17 protein-coding genes are annotated in these 17,829 nt (G+C 63.3%); 5 read left to right on the top strand and 12 right to left on the bottom strand.

Annotated features, from left to right (window positions below; genetic code table 11):
* Positions 1-5 precede the first annotated feature (5 nt).
* From NKJ80_RS15780 to NKJ80_RS15760, 5 genes are all read right to left on the bottom strand, one after another.
* Positions 6-449 carry an SRPBCC family protein gene (locus tag NKJ80_RS15780; RefSeq protein ID WP_023699669.1) on the bottom strand — a complete coding sequence of 148 codons (444 nt, stop codon included), beginning with the start codon at positions 447-449 and terminating at the stop codon, positions 6-8.
* Positions 450-562: 113 nt separating this feature from the next.
* Positions 563-1,390: an AraC family transcriptional regulator gene (locus NKJ80_RS15775; protein WP_023673046.1), complete on the bottom strand. Its 828-nt coding sequence runs from the start codon at positions 1,388-1,390 to the stop codon at positions 563-565.
* Between the two features lie 150 nt (positions 1,391-1,540).
* Complete coding sequence (locus NKJ80_RS15770) at positions 1,541-2,311, bottom strand: SDR family oxidoreductase (RefSeq protein ID WP_031208960.1); 771 nt, start codon at positions 2,309-2,311, stop codon at positions 1,541-1,543.
* Positions 2,312-2,349: 38 nt separating this feature from the next.
* A complete protein-coding gene (locus tag NKJ80_RS15765; protein ID WP_023673048.1) occupies positions 2,350-3,348 on the bottom strand; it encodes an ABC transporter permease in 999 nt (332 codons plus the stop codon).
* A 41-nt stretch (positions 3,349-3,389) separates the two neighbouring features.
* Positions 3,390-4,130, bottom strand: a complete 741-nt coding sequence (locus NKJ80_RS15760) for an ATP-binding cassette domain-containing protein (RefSeq protein ID WP_023699667.1) — start codon at positions 4,128-4,130, stop codon at positions 3,390-3,392.
* Positions 4,131-4,596: 466 nt separating this feature from the next.
* Between NKJ80_RS15760 and NKJ80_RS15755 the strand changes: the two genes are divergently transcribed.
* Positions 4,597-5,586: a sugar-binding protein gene (locus NKJ80_RS15755; RefSeq protein ID WP_023673050.1), complete on the top strand. Its 990-nt coding sequence runs from the start codon at positions 4,597-4,599 to the stop codon at positions 5,584-5,586.
* 179 nt (positions 5,587-5,765) lie between these two features.
* Complete coding sequence (locus NKJ80_RS15750; protein ID WP_023729411.1) at positions 5,766-6,548, top strand: FadR/GntR family transcriptional regulator; 783 nt, start codon at positions 5,766-5,768, stop codon at positions 6,546-6,548.
* Between the two features lie 19 nt (positions 6,549-6,567).
* On the opposite strand, the gene NKJ80_RS15745 is transcribed toward NKJ80_RS15750, so the two are convergent.
* Positions 6,568-7,506, bottom strand: a complete 939-nt coding sequence (locus NKJ80_RS15745) for an NAD(P)-dependent oxidoreductase (protein ID WP_023690788.1) — start codon at positions 7,504-7,506, stop codon at positions 6,568-6,570.
* Between the two features lie 117 nt (positions 7,507-7,623).
* Here NKJ80_RS15745 and NKJ80_RS15740 point away from each other — a divergent pair, with 117 nt between their 5' ends.
* Positions 7,624-8,514: an NAD-dependent epimerase/dehydratase family protein gene (locus NKJ80_RS15740; RefSeq protein ID WP_352497888.1), complete on the top strand. Its 891-nt coding sequence runs from the start codon at positions 7,624-7,626 to the stop codon at positions 8,512-8,514.
* A gap of 118 nt (positions 8,515-8,632) precedes the next feature.
* Entirely contained in the window at positions 8,633-9,409 is a 777-nt protein-coding gene (locus tag NKJ80_RS15735; RefSeq protein WP_352497887.1) for a FadR/GntR family transcriptional regulator, read from the top strand.
* 139 nt (positions 9,410-9,548) lie between these two features.
* On the opposite strand, the gene NKJ80_RS15730 is transcribed toward NKJ80_RS15735, so the two are convergent.
* The 5 genes from NKJ80_RS15730 to NKJ80_RS15710 form a co-directional block, all read right to left on the bottom strand.
* A complete protein-coding gene (locus NKJ80_RS15730) occupies positions 9,549-10,655 on the bottom strand; it encodes a Gfo/Idh/MocA family protein (RefSeq protein WP_352497886.1) in 1,107 nt (368 codons plus the stop codon).
* Positions 10,656-10,688: 33 nt separating this feature from the next.
* Positions 10,689-11,525: an ATP-binding cassette domain-containing protein gene (locus NKJ80_RS15725; RefSeq protein WP_023712088.1), complete on the bottom strand. Its 837-nt coding sequence runs from the start codon at positions 11,523-11,525 to the stop codon at positions 10,689-10,691.
* Complete coding sequence (locus tag NKJ80_RS15720) at positions 11,522-12,637, bottom strand: ABC transporter permease (RefSeq protein WP_023687958.1); 1,116 nt, start codon at positions 12,635-12,637, stop codon at positions 11,522-11,524. The genes NKJ80_RS15725 and NKJ80_RS15720 overlap by 4 nt, the downstream gene beginning before the upstream one ends.
* A gap of 157 nt (positions 12,638-12,794) precedes the next feature.
* Positions 12,795-13,763 (bottom strand): rhizopine catabolism ABC transporter substrate-binding protein, encoded by a 969-nt coding sequence (locus NKJ80_RS15715; protein WP_023687959.1) that lies wholly within the window; start codon positions 13,761-13,763, stop codon positions 12,795-12,797.
* Between the two features lie 63 nt (positions 13,764-13,826).
* Entirely contained in the window at positions 13,827-14,738 is a 912-nt protein-coding gene (locus NKJ80_RS15710; RefSeq protein WP_352497885.1) for a polysaccharide deacetylase family protein, read from the bottom strand.
* Between the two features lie 359 nt (positions 14,739-15,097).
* Between NKJ80_RS15710 and NKJ80_RS15705 the strand changes: the two genes are divergently transcribed.
* Positions 15,098-16,342 carry a DegT/DnrJ/EryC1/StrS family aminotransferase gene (locus tag NKJ80_RS15705; protein WP_023673061.1) on the top strand — a complete coding sequence of 415 codons (1,245 nt, stop codon included), beginning with the start codon at positions 15,098-15,100 and terminating at the stop codon, positions 16,340-16,342.
* A 19-nt stretch (positions 16,343-16,361) separates the two neighbouring features.
* Here NKJ80_RS15705 and mocR read toward each other — a convergent pair whose 3' ends face one another.
* A complete protein-coding gene (mocR, locus tag NKJ80_RS15700; RefSeq protein ID WP_023673062.1) occupies positions 16,362-17,828 on the bottom strand; it encodes a rhizopine catabolism transcriptional regulator MocR in 1,467 nt (488 codons plus the stop codon).
* Between the last annotated feature and the right edge of the window lies 1 nt (position 17,829).

Raw genomic sequence — 17,829 nt, 5'->3', positions numbered from 1 at the left:
CTGACTCAGCTCTGGCCAGAAAAATGGCTCTTCAATGCATTGAAGCCACCCTGGAAGACATTGGCGGCCATGCCGGCGGCGATCTTGTCGGCCTCTTCGGGCGCCGCGTCGAAGCTCGCGGTCCATTCGGCATAGGTGCGGTCGCAGTCGGTCACGCGGCGCAATTGCAGCGTCGCTTTGTGATTGGTCAGCGGCTGCGGCGTTTCGAGGATAGAATAGCTGACGCGGAAATCCGCATCGGAGAAGTCGAGCAGTTTTTCGCGGATACGCGCGCCGCTGGCGAGCTCGAAATTACGCACGCAGCCGATGGTTTCGGCGCTCTTGCCGTCTTCGATATGGCTCTTGACCATGCGCGGATGCCAGCCCGGCAGGCCGTTGAAGTCGCGTATGCGCGCCCAGACCTTTTCGACCGGCGCGTCGATGACGCTGGAGACGGTGACTTCAGCCATATGATCATTCCCCTACGAATTCGATACGCTGCAGGGTAGGGCGGCGGCCGGCGCTGCGCTTATCAATGGGTCTTGCGGCCCTATCAAGGAGTCTGAAAAACGAGCGACTTGGCTCAGGCCATGGCACGCGCCGCCTCGCGGTAAAGCGTCGGCGGCACGCCGACATGGTCGCGGAAGAAGCGCGAGAAATTGCCCTGGGTGGTGAAGCCGAGATTGCAGGCGACCGAGATCAGCGGTTCCTGCGACCACTGCAGCTGCCGCACGGCTTCCTCCATGCGCAGCGTGTTCCAGTAGACATTGGGCGTCAGATTGGTCTGTTCCTTGAATAAAGCAAAGAAGTGCGGCCGCGACAGGCCGACGCTGCGGGCGACGTCGTCGAACGAGATGCGTTCGCAGACATTGGCCTTCATCAGCTGGATTGCCTTGCGGACGCGGAAATCCTGCATTGTGTTGACCCGGATGCGCGCCTCCTGCGGCGCCGAGGCGTCGGCGGCGTCGAGCAGGCTATCGATGAAGCGCTCGATCTCGTAATTGGCGACGTCGTCGATGCTTTCATTATCGCTCAAATGGTCGAGCAGGTTGGCGGCGGCCTGGTGCAGCCAGGGTTCGAGCGTGATCGCAGCCTGTGCAAACAACGGCGCCGACGAAGGCAGGTCGCGGCGCCGGCGCGCCCAATCCGGATCGATGTAGAAAGCGAGGAACAGGCCGGGCCTGCCGTTCTGCGACAGAATGTGGCTGTGCGGCTGGTAGGAATTGATGCCGGCGGCGGTGCCGGGACCCAGCGGCACCGTCTCGCGGCCGACGGTCATCTCGCCGGCCGTGCCCTCCAGCCAGATGATGATGTGGGCCTCGACATGCGCATGGGTGACGAAGTCGCTGGCGACATTCAGGACAGAAACATGTCCGAACCGGCCCCAATAGAGCCTGATCGCGTCCGTCATGGGTTATACCTCCCGCAGACGACTGGCCTCCCTTCGCCTGCAACGGGATTGTGCGGCTGAGTTCGGGGTCGCGTCAAGGCGCGGGGCGAAAGCCGCTGTGTGCTGCCGGCGGCAGTGGTGGATTTTCAGACTGAGCGATAGGGTTTCCCGTCAAACCGAAGCCGTCATGCCGCCGTCGACATAAAGCGTATGGCCGTTGACGAAGGATGAGGCGTCGGAGGCGAGGAACACGGCGGCGCCGATCAGTTCGTCGACATACCCCCAGCGGCCGGCCGGCGTGCGCTTTTCCAGCCAGGCGGAGAATTCCTGGTTGTCGACCAGCGCCTGGTTCATCTCGGTGCGGAAATAGCCGGGGGCGATGGCATTGATCTGCAGCCCGTGTTTCGCCCAGTCGGTACACATGCCACGGGTCAAATTGCGGATCGCGCCCTTGGTCGCCGTATAGGGCGCGATGTTGGGCCGGGCGAGTTCGCTCTGCACCGAGCCGATGTTGATGATCTTGCCCTTGCCTCGCGCGATCATATTGCGGGCGACCGCCTTGCCGGCATGGAAGGCGCCGGAGACATTGGTCTTGAACAGCCGCTCCCACTGCTCCTCGGGAAAGTCCTCAAGCGGAGCGCGGAACTGCACGCCGGCATTGTTGATCAGGATGTCGATGGCGCCGATCTCGGCCTCGATGCGGGCGACATCGGCATCGACCGCGCGAAAATCCGTCACGTCGAAGGTCGAGGGGTGCGCTTTGAAGCCGGCGTCGCGCAAGCCGGCGACGGCACCGGCAACCTTGCCGGCATCGCGGCCGTTGAGCACGACACTTGCGCCATGCTCGGCAAGGCCGCGCGCCAGCGCCAGGCCGATGCCTTGGCCGGAGCCGGTGATCAGCGCCAGCCGGCCGTTGAGCTCGAACAGGGATTTCGATGTCAAGGCAACGGTTCCAGCCGAAAGGTTCAGTCCAAAAACATTCAGTCATTGCGCCTGAAGTTGCGGATCCGGTCGAACAGCACCGCGAGCAGGATGGCGCCGCCGATGAACACGCCTTGCCAGAAAGCATTGATGCCGAGCAGACCAAGGCTGTTGCGGATCACTTCGATGAGCGCGGCACCGACAATGGCGCCGAAGGCGGTGCCGACGCCGCCGGCGAGATTGGCGCCGCCAATGACCGTGGCAGCGATGACCTGCAGTTCCATGCCGGTGCCGAGATTGGTGGTGACGGCGCCAAGCCATCCGGTCTGGATGATGCCGGCAATGCCCGCCGCCAGCGCCGAGATCATATAGACCGCGACCTTGATCTGCTTGACGGGAACGCCGGTCAGCGTCGCCGCGTGCTCATTGCCGCCAATGGCGAAGATGTGGCGGCCAAACTTGGTCCAGCGCAGCGTGAAGCCGGTGATCAGCGCCAAAAGGATCATGTAGAGCACCGGATTGGCGATGCCGAACACCCAGGCGCCGCCGCCCAGCGCCAGAAGCTTGTCGTGATCGGGGCCGAACTGGAAGACGACGGTGTTGTTGGAGGCGACCATGGCGAGGCTGCGCGCAATCGACAGCATGCCGAGCGTCACCACGAAGGGTGGAAAGCCGAGATAGGCGATCATGATGCCGTTGAAGGCGCCTATGGCGAGCGCGGTGGCGATCGAGGCGAGGATGCCGACCTCGATGGAGTAGCCGGCATGCATGGTGACGGCCAGCACCATCGACGACAGGCAGAGCACCGAACCGACCGACAGGTCGATGCCACCGGTGATGATGACGAAGGTCATGCCGAGCGCGATGATGGCGACGAAGGTGATGTTGCGGGTGATGTTATAAAGGTTCTTCGACGTGGCGAAGGCGTCGGTGGCAAAAGACAGGAACAGGCAGGCCAGGATGACCGCGATCACCACCCAGAAGGTCTGGCTGGCAAACAGTCTTGCCGGCAAGGATTGCTGTTTTTGTTCGATCGGCTGGTCAATTGTCAGTGCCATCGTCGACCTTCATCTGCTGTGCGTGGTGAAATTCGCTGAGATCAAACCTGTTCGATGGCGCCGGTGATCAGCCCGGTGACTTCCTCGGGCGAACTTGACGCAATCGTCTTGTCGGCGACCTTGCGGCCGCGCCGCATGACGATGACGCGGTCTGCAACGGTGAACACGTCAGGCATGCGGTGGCTGATCAGCACCACTGCGATGCCCTGGTCGCGCAAATGGCGGATCAGGTTCAGCACTTCGGCGACCTGGCGCACCGAGATCGCGGCCGTCGGTTCGTCCATCAACACGATCTTGGCCTGCGACAGCATGGTGCGCGCGATCGCCACCGCCTGACGCTGGCCGCCCGACATCTGCTTGACGAGGTCGCGCGGACGGGTCTCGGACTTCAACTCGGCGAATAGCTGGCCGGCGCGCTTGTACATGGCGGCATAGTCGAGGATGCGTAAAGGGCCGAGGCCGCGGCGCAATTCACGGCCGAGATAGACATTGGCGGCGGCGGTCAGATTGTTGCACAGCGCCAGGTCCTGGTGGACGATCTCGATGCCGTGCTGGCGAGCTTCCGCCGGCTTGTGCAGGATCAACTCCTTGCCGTCCATGCGCATGATGCCATGGCTGGGGCGGAAATTGCCGGCGATCATCTTGACCAGCGTCGACTTGCCGGCGCCGTTGTCGCCCATCAGGCCGACCACCTGTCCGGGCTCGATCGACAGCGATACGTCGTTGACCGCCTGGATGGCGCCGAAATGCCTCGAGATATTGGTGAGTTCGAGAACCGCCACCAGTCTTTGCCTCCCCGTGTTTTGCGACCCGCTGCTGTTCCCGGCGTGAATGCCGGCGCTGCTTTGGCCCCGCTCTCCCCATCTCCTCCCGGAAACAGCGTCAGCGTTCTTTTACGCAAAAGCCGGCGCTCGTCAATCAATTGTCGGACGAATTGAAGCCTTGGTTATCCAAAAATCCGTTTTGTAGGACAAATAGCATTGACGTTGGCCGCAAGCCGATATTAGCTAAGCGTCGGAGGAGATTATGCCGATGCCGCTGGCGGTTAGCCGGGCGGAATCGGCGGAGGTTTATCGGTCGAGGTTGCGGCGCCACCCATGTGTTGAGCCGGGCCAATGCCGCATCTGGAAATGCTTATCGATCTGTCTTGGCGACACGAGTGCTCGTGAAACGAACCTCGGTCATTAAGCATCCGGTCGATCTGTGTGGCGGGCACGCCGTGTCCGTCTGTTTCAAGGGAGGACTGACATGAGGAAAACACTTTTGCTCGCCGCCGTCGCCGCCATGGCGCTGGGCGCCGGGCCGGCTTTGGCCAAGAAACAGCTCGTCATCGTGGTGAAGGGTCTCGACAATCCATTCTTCGAAGCCATCCACCAGGGCTGCGAGAAATGGAACAAGGAAAATGCCAGCTCGGAATATGAATGCTTCTACACCGGCCCGGCATCGACCTCCGACGAGGCCGGCGAAGCGCAGATCGTTCAGGACATGCTGAGCAAGGCCGACACGGTGGCAATGGCGATCTCGCCATCCAACGCGCCGCTGATCGCTCAGACGATCAAGACCGCCAATCCGACGATCCCGATCATGACGCTCGACGCCGATCTCAGCAAGGAAGATGCCGCGCTGCGCAAGACCTATCTCGGCACCGACAACTATTTGATGGGTCACAAGATCGGCGAGTACATCAAGAAGGGCAAGCCGAACGGCGGCACGATCTGTACCATCGAAGGCAATCCCGCGGCCGACAACATCCTGCGCCGCGCGCAGGGCATGCGTGACGCGCTGTCGGGCAAGGAAGGCCTGGCGGCACTTGCCGGCGAAGGCGGCTGGACCGAAGTCGCCGGTTGCCCGGTGTTCACCAATGACGACGGCGCTAAGGGCGTGCAGGCGATGACCGACATCCTCGCCGCCAATCCCAAGCTCGACGCCTTCGGCATCATGGGCGGCTGGCCGCTGTTTGGCGCACCGCAGCCCTATCGCGACCTGTTCGGGCCGCTCAAGGACCGCATCGCCAGCAACGACTTCGTCATCGGCGCCGCCGATACGATCGGCGATGAAGTAGCGATCGCCCGTGACGGCCTTGTGACTGCTCTGGTCGGTCAGCGGCCGTTCGAAATGGGCTACAAGGCACCGTCGGTGATGATCGATCTGGTCGAAGGCAAGGCCGTCGCCGATCCGGTGTTCACCGGCCTCGACGAATGCACCAAGGACACGGTCGACACCTGCATCCAGAAGTAGGTTCTCGATTTCGGGGCGCCCTTTGACGGGCGCCCCGTCTCTTCCCGGACGGACGCAACGGTTGGGGCAGCAGGCTCCGGCTTTGACGCGTCTGTAGTTTGGATTTTCGGCAACGAGATCGGCGCGCCGTGCAGGTTCGGACCAGTCCGGACGCAGACGGCCGACGCATTGGAACGTGAATGCCGGACGAGAAATCAAAGAAGCGAACCGAGCGGGCCAAGGCACAAGCCAGCCGCGGTCCGGCTGTCATGCGCAGAGCCGGTGCCGCGCATTTTCCGGGAGCGAGCGTCCATGTCTCGCTGGCCGGCGAGATCGGCCTCAGAATCGTGCGCGGCGATTATCCGCCCGGCACCATTCTGCCCAACGAGGCCAAATGGGCCGAGATCTTCGATGTCAGTCGTTCGGCGGTGCGCGAAGCCATCAAGATGCTGATGGCCAAAAGCCTGCTGGCTTCACGGCCCAAGATCGGCAGCTGGGTCGAGCCCAGGGAACGCTGGAACCTGCTCGACCGCGATGTGCTGGCCTGGTACGCGACCGGGCCGGACCGGGAAGCCTTCCTGCGCACGGTGCAGGAGTTCCGTCACATCATCGAGCCGGAAGCGTCGGCCTTTGCCGCTACGCGGCGCAACGACGAGCAGATGGACGAGATCAGCCAGGCCTGTCGTGAGATGGGCGAGGCTTTGAACCTGCAGGAGCGTATCCGCGCCGATACGCGTTTTCACCTCGCCATACTGCGCGCCTCGGGCAACGATCTGCTGGTGCCGCTTGGCGTTCTGATCGAGTCGGCGCTCGATCATCTCTTTGTCTTCGTCACACGCGAGACCAGCGATCAGCGGCGGGCGCAGGCGCTGCATGAGGCGATCGAGAAGAACATCCGCCTGCAGCGTCCTGCGGCCGCCCGCAATGCGGTGCACAGACTGCTCGCCAACACCGACGATGTTATCGGCCGGTCGAGGCGCTGACACAGGCTTTTCGCCGCCTTCAAATCGTCTGCTTCTTGCCGTCCTTGCTGGGCATCAGGTCGACGCCGTTGACCTTGCCGACATATGTCGCCAGCATCGGCACGAATTGCTCGGCCGGGCCAGTGGCATGGGCACCGGCGAAGGAGTTCTTGGTGGCGTTGCCGAGCGGGTTGGCGATGCCGGCCGCACCCGCCATCGATTCCAGATAGGTCAGGTCCTTGAAGGCGTTGGCGATGGTGAATTTATGCGCGTCGCGGTCGCCCTCCAGCGTCCAGCGCATGAAGGTCTGGTAGAAGCCGCAATCCATGCGGCCGTTGCGGATGACGCTGTCGAAACGCGGTGGCGAGATGCCGACCTTTTCGGCCAGCGCCAGCGCCTCGGAATAGATCGCGGCATAGCCCAGCGAGATGAAGTTGTTGAGCAGCTTCATGCGGTGGCCGTCACCTGTATCGCCAATATGGACGATGCGGCCGGCCCAGGTTTCGATGACCGGCTTCACACGGGCAAACAGCGCGTCGGGCGCGCCGACCATGGCGTCGAGCGTGCCTTCCCAGGCTTCCTTCGGCGTGCGGCTGAGCGGTGCATCGACGAAGTCGACGCCGATCTCCTTCAGTTCCGCCGCCAGCGCCACGGTCGAGACCGGATCGGCGGTCGAGCAATCGACGACAACCGAGCCTCTTTTCAGACCCTCCTTGAGGCCGCCGGGGCCACGGATGATGGCTTCGACCTCGCGCGAGCCGGTGACGCAGATGAAGACGATATCGGATGCCGCTGCCACCTCACGCGAGGTGGCCACTTCCTTCGCACCGCGGCCAGCCAAGTCTTCCGCCGGCTTGCGGTTCTTGCGGCCGAGGAAGGTCAGGCCATAGCCCTTGTCGACGATGTTCTTGGCAATGCCGTGCCCCATCAGGCCAAGGCCGATAAAGCCGATCTTTTCGCTCGCGGCGGTCGTGGTCATGTCTTGAAGTCCTGTTGCGATGATTGATATTGGGCGCCGCCGTCTTGCGGGCGAGGGTGGTTGCAGAATGCCATATTGTCTGACAATACACAGAAATCCTAGGCATTGGAGACGAAAATGACGAAGCGGATCATGTTCACCGGCGGCAGCGGCAAGGCCGGTCGCCATGTCGTGCAATATCTGATCGAACAGGGCTGCCAGGTGCTCAACATCGACACCAAGCCGCTCGACAATCCCAAGGTACGCACGCTGATCACCGACATCACCGACAGCGGCCAGGTGTTCAACGCGCTGTCGAGCTATATGGGTCTGCACGAATTCGACCCGTCGCTGCGCCCGCAGCCGGTCGATGCCGTGGTGCATTTCGCCGCCATACCGCGCATCATGATCACGACCGACAATGAGGTGTTCCGCATCAATGCGATGGGCACCTACAACGTCATCGAGGCGGCGGTGAAACTCGGCATCCCTAAGGTGGTGATCGCGTCCAGCGAGACCACCTATGGCGTGGTGTTCGCCAACGAACCGCGCGACCCCAAATATTTTCCCCTCGATGAAGAATACGACGTCGATCCGATGGACAGCTATGCTCTGTCCAAGGTCGTCAACGAGCACACGGCGCGCGCCTTTGCGCAGCGCAATGGCACCGATATCTATGCCTTGCGCATCGGCAACGTCATCGAACCGCACGAATATTCGCTGTTTCCGAAGTGGTTTGCCGATCCGGGCTTTCGCAAGCGCATCGCCTGGAGCTATGTCGACGCGCGCGATCTCGGCCAGATCACGCTGCGCGCCGTTGAAACGGACGGGCTCGGCTTCCAGGTGTTCAACGCCGCCAATGACGACACCTCGTCCGACCTGCCGACGGCCGAACTTTTGAAGCGGTTTTACCCCGACGTGCCGGTCAAGGCGGATCTCGGCGAATATGAAACGCTGCTCTCGAACCGCAAGGCCAGGGACATGCTCGGCTTCCGTCCCGAGCACAGCTGGCGCAAATACGTCAAATAGGGCTGGCAAATTGGGCTTTGGGGCAAGGTTGTAACCTGATCTGTGCACAGCCGCAGGCTTTGCCGTCTGCGCCCGGCACTCTGCTTGACAGCTTTCGAAATCCGGACTTTGTGGACGCATGAGGGACGGAAAGCCGAATAAGGGAAAGAAGCCTGAAAAGGGGGCATCCGCCGAGCGCCCAGCGGCCCTTCGCCGGGCTGACGCGACCCGGATGCCCGGCACCAGCGTGCATGCCTCACTGGCCAGCGAAATCGGGCTTCGGATCGTGCGCGGCGACTATCCGCCGGGCACCATCCTGCCCAATGAAGCCAAATGGTCCGAAACCTTCAACGTCAGCCGCTCGGCGGTGCGTGAGGCGATCAAGATGCTGATGGCCAAAAGCCTTCTGGCATCGCGCCCCAAGATCGGCAGCTGGGTGGAGCCCAGGGAGCGCTGGAACCTGCTCGATCGCGATGTGCTCGCCTGGTACGCGACCGCGCCCGACCGTGAGGTGTTCCTGAAGACGGTGCAGGAATTCCGCCATATCATCGAGCCGGAAGCGACTGCCTTCGCCGCCATGCGCCGCACCGAGGAGCAGATGGCCGAGATCAGCCAGGCCTGCCGCGAGATGGGCGAGGCGCCGAGCCTGCAGGAGCGCACGCGCGCCGATACGCGTTTCCATCTGGCCATCCTGCGCGCCTCCGGCAACGATCTGCTGGTGCCGCTCGGCGTGCTGATCGAATCGGCCTTCGATCATCTGTTCACCTATACGACGCGCGAACTCGACGATCTGCAGCATGCACAGCAACTGCACGAGGCGATCGAGAAGGCCATCCGCCTGCAGCGGCCGGAGGCGGCCCGCAACGCGGTGCGCAAGCTGCTCGCCAATACCGACGGCGTCATCAACACCCGGTAGGATATGCTGATATTCAGGTGAGGCCGGCCTGCAAACGCCGGCTTTCGCGCTTCACGTACTTAAGTACGCTCCGCTCCGGTTCTCGAACCCAATGTTTTCGGCGCGGCCTGACCTGAATCTCAACACATCCTGCGAGCGCTCAGCCGGCCTGCGAAGTGGCCAAATGCTGCCTGGTCAGCGCGATCAGCAGCGCCTGGTCGCGCGCGGCGTGCTCGGGGCGGTTGACCACCTCGTCGCCATTGACGATCGCACCCCAGAAGCCGCGCAGTTCCTCGACGAAGGCTTCGCCGTAGCCGGCGCGCAGATCCTTCGTCGACAGTGTGTGGCCGTCCGAGGTCTTCACAGTCAGCCGGGTCGGGTGATGGTTGAGCCAGGGCGAGGGGAATTCGAGCTCGAGGCTGGCAGCGTCGAAGAACAGCGTGATGCGTTCCTTGTAGTCGGCGAGCTTCGGCACGGTGAGATGCGTCATCGTCCACAGCGCCTGGCCGTCGAGCAGTTTTACTGCGCCCTGGCCGCCATCGCCATTGGCGAAGATCTGCGCGCCGACGACCTCGCCATCCGGCACGCTGAGCGCGTCGAGCAGGCCGTGTACGGCATTCACATCGTGAATCAAGGCGGAGCTGTAAGCGGCGGTAAATCCACGGAAAGCCAGATCGTTCAAAGGCTGGCCGATAGCGCGTTCGACCTGTTGTTTCTGCCTGGCTTGCGCGGCGGCAATCAGCTCCTCGGGAATGTCGTTGCCGCGCTTGTAGCGCTGGTGGGCGATGAACGGCCAGGCATCGGGATCGTTAACCTCGACCGAGACGGACCGCAACGTCTTTGCCGTGCCGGGCAGCGAGGCCAGCGCCAGCCGGTAGCTCGGATCGAAGCGCTTCATATAGCCGACCTGCATGACCTTGCCGGCCTTATCGCGCGCGGCGATGATCTCGGCGATTTCCGCCGGGGAATAGCAGAGCGGCTTTTCGCAGAAGACATGCAGGCCGCGCCCCAGTGCGGCCAGCACCTGCTCGTGATGCAGCGGGTCGGGCGAGCCGATCACGACGGCGTCGAGCTTATGGTCGAACAGTTGCTCCGGCGTTTCGAAATTGGCGATGCCGTGAACTTCGCTGACATATTCCCGCGAAATCCTTGACGGGTCGGCGACGCCGACCAGTTCGAACAGGTCGCCGAGCCGCAACAGGTTTGGAATATGCTCGACCTGCGAAATCATGCCGGCGCCGATGACGCCGACCCGTATCCTGCTCATGCTGTCATTACTCTCTGCAAAAGTGTTCCAGGCTCAGGGTGCGGCGGCCGGCCGATTGCCGATCTGCGCCAACAGCCCGGCAATCTCAGCTTCCACCGCCTTCAAATCCTCGCCGCCCGACATGATGGAAATCACCTCATCGCGCGAGATCTCGGACTTGGCGTATGTGCCGCGATTGCGGCCGCGGTTGAGCAGCGTGAAAGTGTCACCGACGGGGTAGGCGTGGTGGATGTTGTGGCTGATGAAGATCACCGCCAGCCCGCGCATGCGCGCCTCGATGATGAATTTCAGCACCATGGCCGCCTGATGCACGCCGAGCGCCGAGGTCGGCTCGTCAAGGATCAGCACCTTGGCGCCGAAGTGGACTGCGCGCGCGATTGCCACCGATTGGCGCTCGCCGCCCGACAGCGTGCCGACGGCCTGCGTCGGGTCGCGCACGTCGATGCCGATATCGGCCATCGCCTGGCGGGCAATTGTGTTGGCGCGCTCCTTGTCGAAGCGCGAGAAGGGCAGGCGGCTTCTGGTCGGCTCGCGGCCGAGGAAGAAATTGCGCGTGATCGACATCAGCGAGATCATGCCGAGGTCCTGGAAGACCGTCGCGACGCCGAGGTCCTGCGCGTCGCGCGGGCTGCGGAACGTGACGGGCTTGCCGTCGACGAAAATCTCGCCCTTGGTCGGCCGGTGCACGCCCGACAGAACCTTGATCAGCGTCGACTTGCCGGCGCCGTTGTCGCCCAGCAAGCAGTGCACCTCGCCGGGATAGACCTTGATGTCGATATCCTGCAGCGCGCGCACCGAGCCGAAATTGACCGACACACCACGCAATTCCATGGCTGGCTGGATGGCCGGGGACGGGTTTGGGTAGGTCATTTGCCGCCTCCGCGTCCGAGCGCCTTGAGGCGGATGTAGTTGTTGACCAGCACGGCCATCAAAATGACGATGCCGAGGAAGACCTTGAACCAGTCGGTGTCGATGCCGGTGTAGAAGATGCCCATCTGCACCAGGCCGAAGATCAGCGCGCCGAACAGCACGCCATAGACGGTGCCGTAGCCGCCGGTGAGCAGCACGCCGCCGATGACCGCGGCGATGATCGCCTCGAATTCCTTGAGCAGGCCGCGCGTGGTGTCGGCGGAGCCGGCCTCCATCACCTGGATGGTGGCAAGCAAGGTCGCGGCACAGGCGGTGTAGATGAACAGCGCGATCTTAACCCGGTCGACCGGCACGCCGACATTGCGGGCGGCATTGAGGTCGCCGCCGGTGGCGAAGATCCAGTTGCCGTATTTGGTCTGGGTCAAGACATAGCCGGCAAGCGCTGTCAGTCCGAGCCACCAGACGATCGACATCGGAATGCCGACGACGAAGGGAATGCCGTCGGTGCGGGTGGCGATCCAACCTTGCGTGCCCATCCATTGGAAGAAGCCGGTCAGGAGATGGCCGTTGAACAGGCCCGCGGTTGCCGGGTCCGGCGCGCCGTCGAGGATGTAGGGGATCTGCGTGCGGCCGGTGACGGCGCGGGTGATGCCGATCGACAGGCCGCGCAGGATGTAGAGCGACGCCAGCGTCACGATGAAGGAGGGCAGGCGGGTCTTCACCACGATCAGGCCGTTGACGTAGCCGGTGAGGATGGCGACAGCGAAGGCGCAGGCGATGCCGCCCCACAGCGGCAAGCCCCAGTATTTGACGGTCAGGCCGATGACGACGCCGGCGAAGCCGACCATCGAGCCGACGGAGAGATCGAACTCGCCGGCGATGATGAGAAGGGCTGCGGCCGTGGCGATGATGCCGAGTTCGGCTGCCAGCGTCAGGAAGGTCATCGACCCCTGTAGCGAATAGAGGTTCGACGCACCCGGCAGCAGGGCGAAGATGATGACGGTGGCGATGAGGCCGCCGGCGGCACCGGCTTCGGGCCGGCGCAGCCATTGCGTCAGCCGGCCGGTGCTGGCCAGCCGCTCGTCAGTGCCGGCAGCCCGTTTCGACGTCATGCCGAAACGGTCCTTGCCCAGTACCCCGGGGGCCGGCGCTTCTGGAGGTATCGCCTTGTCTTCCACAACAGCCATTAGGCTCCCCAATCGCTCACTTCGCAATCTCGACCAGAGACGGGGAGCGCATGGCGGCTCCCCGATCCGTTTTGGTCTTGCCTTAGCGGATGCCGTCCTTGGCGAGCGCCAGGATCGCCTTGGCCTTGTCGGGCGAGTCGATGAACAGCGGCCCGGTGTAGGCGTTGTTCTGCGGCCAGAAGCCATGTGTGGCATGCTCGACCAGATAGATCACCGGCAGGTATCCCATCAGATATTGCTGGGCGTCCATGCCGAAGCCCATTTCGCCGGCGACGACGGAATCCAGGACTTCGGGGCTGATGTCGAAGGTGTAGAGCTTGATCTTGCCGAACAGTTCCTTCTGCCGGAAGAACGGGATCAGCGGATTGGCGGCGGTGGCGCCGAGCGCAAACACCGCCTGGGTGTCGGGATGCGCCGACAGATAGGCCTCGGTGCGGCGCTGGATGTCGGCCGGATCGGGCGACACGGTAAGCACCTCGGTGCCGCCGCCTGACGGCTTCAGCCCGTCATTCAACCCCTGGCAGCGCTGGTCGAGGCTGACATTGCCGACCTCGTGGTTGATGCAGACGACCTTGAGCGTGCCTTCCTTGGCCAGCCGCTCGCCCGCCTTCTTGCCGGAATCATATTCGGAGACTGTGCCGACGTAGAGAGAGGTGCCGAGTTCGGCGCCTTCCTTCTCGCCGGAATCCAGGACGACCATCGGAATGTTGGCGGCAAGGCCGGCCTTGACCGATTTACCAAGCGCATTGGCGTCGGCAATGGAGACGGCGATGCCGTCGGGATTGGTGGCGATGGCCGCGTCGAGCAGGCGGGCCTGTTCGACCACGTCGAACACTTGCGGCGCATAATATTCGACCTTGGCGCCGGTGAGCGCCGCCGCATCGTCGACGCCGCGCTTGACCACCGACCAGTAGGGATCGGAGGCCGAGCCATGCACCACGAAGGTGATGCGGACATCCTTCGGGTCCTTCAGGCCCGCGGCCTGCACGACGCCCGCCAGCATACTCATCGAGACAAGCGCGCCGAGCGCCAGTTTCAGAACAGTCTTCATGTCATTCTCCCATTGTCGTTGCAGTTCCAAATCCCTCTTTGCGCTGTTGGCCGACGGATCGGCTTACGGCGCTGACCGGGTGGCCGCTTTGCGGGCCTTTGCCGGTGTCGATGCCCCGAGCCGTGCACGCAGTTCCTCGCGCAACGGCTTCATGCCGATGATGTCGATGTCCTGCAGCCCGAGCCAGTCGCGAAAAGCCTGGTCGCGGAAGAGTTCATATTCCTCGGTGCGGATATAGGCGGAGCGCGGCTCGATCAGTTCGAGCTCGCCCGGCGCGTTGAAGTGCAGGCAAAAGAAGGTCAGGCCTTCACGGACCCCTTCGACCAATGCCTTGTAGGCTGGCTCTATCGGCTTGGAGCGTGGACGGCCCCAGGTCGTCTGAATGGCGGCGTCGAAGATGACAAAGCCTTTGGCGCGGGCTCCAGTGACGCCGCGCTGGAACGCCGCTTCGGTGACGCCGACCAGATTGTCGTTGGGCGAATAGGCCGACAGCGTTTTGGTCAACAGCACCGGCAGCCGATATTCCAGGCCGAGCTTGATGTAGACGTCGCAAAACTCCGGCGACAGCGCTGCCCCCATATGGGCGTCAAGATGAGTGACGTCGATGCCGGCGCGGTAGGCGGTGTCGATCTGCGCGCGAAGCTCGGTTTCCACCGCTTGCGGTGCTGCCTTGCGGCGGGTGGTCGCTACATCGGGCCAGAAATAGCCGAACTCGTCCGTCAGGCCGGCCGCGCGCGACGGCGACGTCAGCGGCCGCCATTTGTAGTGCTGCTTTTCGCTGTTCAGCGTCAGGTGGACGCCGAGATCGAGCCGGGGATCGGCGGCTGCCGCTTCGGCCATCTCAGGGAACCATGGGCACGGCACCATCACGGCGCCGGAGCTGCAGGCGCCGTGTGCGGTCAGTTCGAGGAAGGCGCTGTTGGCGCCATGGCACATGCCGACATCGTCTTCATGCAGGACGAGCTGTCGCGTCATGGACGGCCACCGTCTTGCCGGCCACCATCTTGCCGGCCACCATCTTGCCGGCACGCCGGTTTCGAGGGTCTTCCAAAGTGTGTCCCGTGCTGCATGGAACCGACCGTTTGCCCAACTGGACGGGATGGAACGCCCAATGCCGGCTTTCCGACAGGGCCACTTCGACGAATTCGGATGGGTACGATTTTTCCGCGGGCCTGCATTCTGGAATGTCGATTTCATTCGATATGCCCACATTCGGCGTCAAACCCGGCCATCAAGCAACCGGGATGGCTTGGTCAGATCGCAGCGGAGTGGTTCTTTCAAACAGCGGCCGCAGGCGTACTGCTTTCATACCATCAGCGATGTGGAGACTTGCCATGTACACTGCCGGCGAAGAAGAGATCGAAGCCATTGCCAGGGTGATCCGCTCGGGTGCGCTGTTTCGCTATGGCGAGAACAGCGAGTGCAACCGCTTCGAGGCCCGCTATGCCAGGCATCTCGGCGTCGAGCATTTTGCGCTGGCCGCCAGCGGCACCTATGGGCTCGCCGCCGGCCTGATCGGCCTCGGCATCGGCCCGGGCGATGAGGTGCTGGTGCCGGCGCACACCTATATGGCGACCGCAACGGCAGTGCTGTCGGTCGGCGCCATTCCGGTCATTGTCGACATCGACGAGAGCCTGACCATTGACCCGGCCGCTCTGCGCGACGCCATCGGCCCGCGCACCAAGGCGGTCATCCCGGTGCATATGTGGGGTGCGGCCTGCAACATGAACGCGATCATGGATATCGCTAAAAAACGCGGTCTGCTCGTGCTGGAAGATGTCTGCCAGGGCATTGGCGGCGGCTATGAGGGCAAGAAGCTCGGCTCCATCGGCCATGCCGGCGCCTACTCCTTCAACTACTTCAAGAACATCACGTCGGGCGAGGGCGGCGGCATCGCCACCAGCGATCCGAAAGTGGCCGAGCGCGCGCGCTGCGCCATCGACCCCTGCCACTTCTACTGGCAGGGCCGCAGCGACAGCATCAAGCCGTTCGCCGGCATCGGGGCGCGCGCCTCGGAACTGATGGGTGCAATGCTCAATGTCCAGCTCGACCGTCTGGACGGCATCATCGAGGCGATGCGGGCGGAGAAGAAGAAGGTGCTGGCCGGCACGCGCCATCTCGGCAATCTCGGCCTGACGCCGTCGCCGATGAACAGCCCCGACGACGATTGCGCGGCACAGGTAATGTATCTGCTGCCCAGCGAACAGGCGGCGCAGACTTTTTCGAAGACCATTCCGAGCGTCATTGCCGGCAAGACCGGCCGCCACAATTTCACCCAGTGGGACCAGGTGCTGATGCATGAGGGCGCGCATCATCCGGCGCTCAATCCGTACACGCTGCCGGAAAACAAGGGCCTGCGGCTGACCTATGCCGACGACCTCGGCAAGGGTTCTCTCGACATCCTCAACCGCACGGTGATGATCGCGATGAATCCGGCGCATGGCGACGCCGACATCGACGACATGATCCATAACATCGATGCGGCGGCCCGTGTGGCGCTGGAGAATGCCTCGCTGGACGATGTCGAGGTGCGCAAGGCAGCACCGGTGGACCTGCAGAAATTCGACAGCGTGAATTGAAGAGCCGCGTTGGACCGGCTTATTGCCGGTCCAGTCGCATAAAGGCGGCGCGCAGCGCCAGCACTGCGCGCAGGATCTGGCGTTCGTCCATCGCGGCATAGCCGAGCAGCAGGCCGTGTTCCGGCTCGCTCGAATGGTAGTTGATCGAGATGCCCTGCACGTCGAGGCCCTCCTTGACGGCAGCGGCGACGACGTCGCTGTCCTTGTAGGGTCGGATAAAACTGGCCAGCAGCTGCATGCCGGAATCGTTCTCGGTCACAGTCAGCCATTCGGCCAGATGCTCCTGGCACAGTTTTACGAAATTGGCCTGCCGGCGCGCATAGAGCCGGCGCATACGCTTCAGATGCGTGGCGAAATAGCCTTGCGTGATGAAGTCGTTGACCGTCGCCTGCAGGATCAGCGGCGCGAACTGGCCGGTGATCGAGACGGCGCGGTCGAAGGGGACCGACAGTTCGCGCGGCACGATGAGATAGCCGATGCGGAGCGCCGGGATCAGCGTCTTGCCGAAGGAGCCGATATAGACGACCCGGTCGGCGTGATCGAGGCCGCGCAGCGCCGGTACCGGCCGGCCACGGTACCGGTACTCGCCGTCATAATCATCCTCGACGATCCAGGCGCCGTGGCGCTCGGCGATGTCGAGCAGCTGCAGCCGTTCCTCGATGCGCATGATGGTGCCGAACGGCCACTGGCAGGATGGCGTCACATAGATCAGGCGCGGCGGCGGCAGCTCTGGGTCTGCGAGATGCCATCCAAGGCGATCGACCTTCAAGGGCGCAAGCTGCGCGCCGCTGGCGAGAAAGGCGCTCTTGGCGCCGAGATAGCCGGGCTCCTCCATCCAGACATGGTCGCCTTCGTCCATCAGCACGCGCGAAGCGAGGTCGAGTGCTGCCTGCGCGCCGGTGACGATGATGACCTGGTCGGCGGTGCAATTGATGCCGCGCGACAGGCTTATGGTCGAGGCGATGGCCTGGCGCAGGCCGGGATGGCCGGCAAAGGAGATATAGCCGAGCAAATTCTCATCGCGGCTGCGCGCATTGCGCACCAGAAGGCTCGACCAGATGGTGAAGGGAAAGGATGCCGATTCCGGCACGCCCGGATGGAAGTTGATGACGCCGGCATTGCGTGGCGGCTGCGGGCCGTTGACGATGGTCTGACCGCGCCGCGAGAGTTTTTGCGGGGCGGCGAGGCCGGCGCGCAGCGCGGCCGGTGGGCGTTTCTGCTGGATCGGCGCCACCCAGGTGCCGGACCCGGCGCGCGCCTCTATAAACCCTTCGGCGAGCAGCTGGTCGTAGGCGGCGATCACCGTGTTGCGGCCGACCTTGAGATCCTCGGCCAGCGAGCGTGTCGAAGGAAGCAGCGTGTTCTGCTGGATCTGGCCGTCGAGGATGAAGCGCCGCAAGGCGCCGTAGATCTGCCGGTGCATCGGTTCGTCCGAGCCGCGGTCGACCGACATGATGTCGAGGGAAAGGCGCATATGGTCGGCCAAG

Origin of the sequence: Mesorhizobium sp. M0030 (assembly GCF_040323695.1) — a bacterium.
In the GTDB taxonomy this organism is placed as follows: Bacteria; Pseudomonadota; Alphaproteobacteria; order Rhizobiales; family Rhizobiaceae; genus Mesorhizobium.
Note: the sequence above shows the minus strand (reverse complement) of the source record. Positions and strands in the feature narration are given on the sequence as shown.

What these genes read in the sequence shown, in the direction of transcription:
- NKJ80_RS15745 (WP_023690788.1), bottom strand. Translation starts at nt 7,506, where the DNA reads ATGACCACGACCGCCGCGAGCGAAAAGATCGGCTTTATCGGCCTTGGC.
- NKJ80_RS15750 (WP_023729411.1), top strand. Translation starts at nt 5,766, where the DNA reads ATGCCGGACGAGAAATCAAAGAAGCGAACCGAGCGGGCCAAGGCACAA.
- NKJ80_RS15780 (WP_023699669.1), bottom strand. Translation starts at nt 449, where the DNA reads ATGGCTGAAGTCACCGTCTCCAGCGTCATCGACGCGCCGGTCGAAAAG.
- NKJ80_RS15720 (WP_023687958.1), bottom strand. Translation starts at nt 12,637, where the DNA reads ATGACGTCGAAACGGGCTGCCGGCACTGACGAGCGGCTGGCCAGCACC.
- NKJ80_RS15705 (WP_023673061.1), top strand. Translation starts at nt 15,098, where the DNA reads ATGTACACTGCCGGCGAAGAAGAGATCGAAGCCATTGCCAGGGTGATC.
- NKJ80_RS15735 (WP_352497887.1), top strand. Translation starts at nt 8,633, where the DNA reads ATGAGGGACGGAAAGCCGAATAAGGGAAAGAAGCCTGAAAAGGGGGCA.
- NKJ80_RS15740 (WP_352497888.1), top strand. Translation starts at nt 7,624, where the DNA reads ATGACGAAGCGGATCATGTTCACCGGCGGCAGCGGCAAGGCCGGTCGC.
- NKJ80_RS15775 (WP_023673046.1), bottom strand. Translation starts at nt 1,390, where the DNA reads ATGACGGACGCGATCAGGCTCTATTGGGGCCGGTTCGGACATGTTTCT.
- NKJ80_RS15730 (WP_352497886.1), bottom strand. Translation starts at nt 10,655, where the DNA reads ATGAGCAGGATACGGGTCGGCGTCATCGGCGCCGGCATGATTTCGCAG.
- NKJ80_RS15765 (WP_023673048.1), bottom strand. Translation starts at nt 3,348, where the DNA reads ATGGCACTGACAATTGACCAGCCGATCGAACAAAAACAGCAATCCTTG.
- NKJ80_RS15725 (WP_023712088.1), bottom strand. Translation starts at nt 11,525, where the DNA reads ATGACCTACCCAAACCCGTCCCCGGCCATCCAGCCAGCCATGGAATTG.
- NKJ80_RS15755 (WP_023673050.1), top strand. Translation starts at nt 4,597, where the DNA reads ATGAGGAAAACACTTTTGCTCGCCGCCGTCGCCGCCATGGCGCTGGGC.
- NKJ80_RS15715 (WP_023687959.1), bottom strand. Translation starts at nt 13,763, where the DNA reads ATGAAGACTGTTCTGAAACTGGCGCTCGGCGCGCTTGTCTCGATGAGT.
- NKJ80_RS15710 (WP_352497885.1), bottom strand. Translation starts at nt 14,738, where the DNA reads ATGACGCGACAGCTCGTCCTGCATGAAGACGATGTCGGCATGTGCCAT.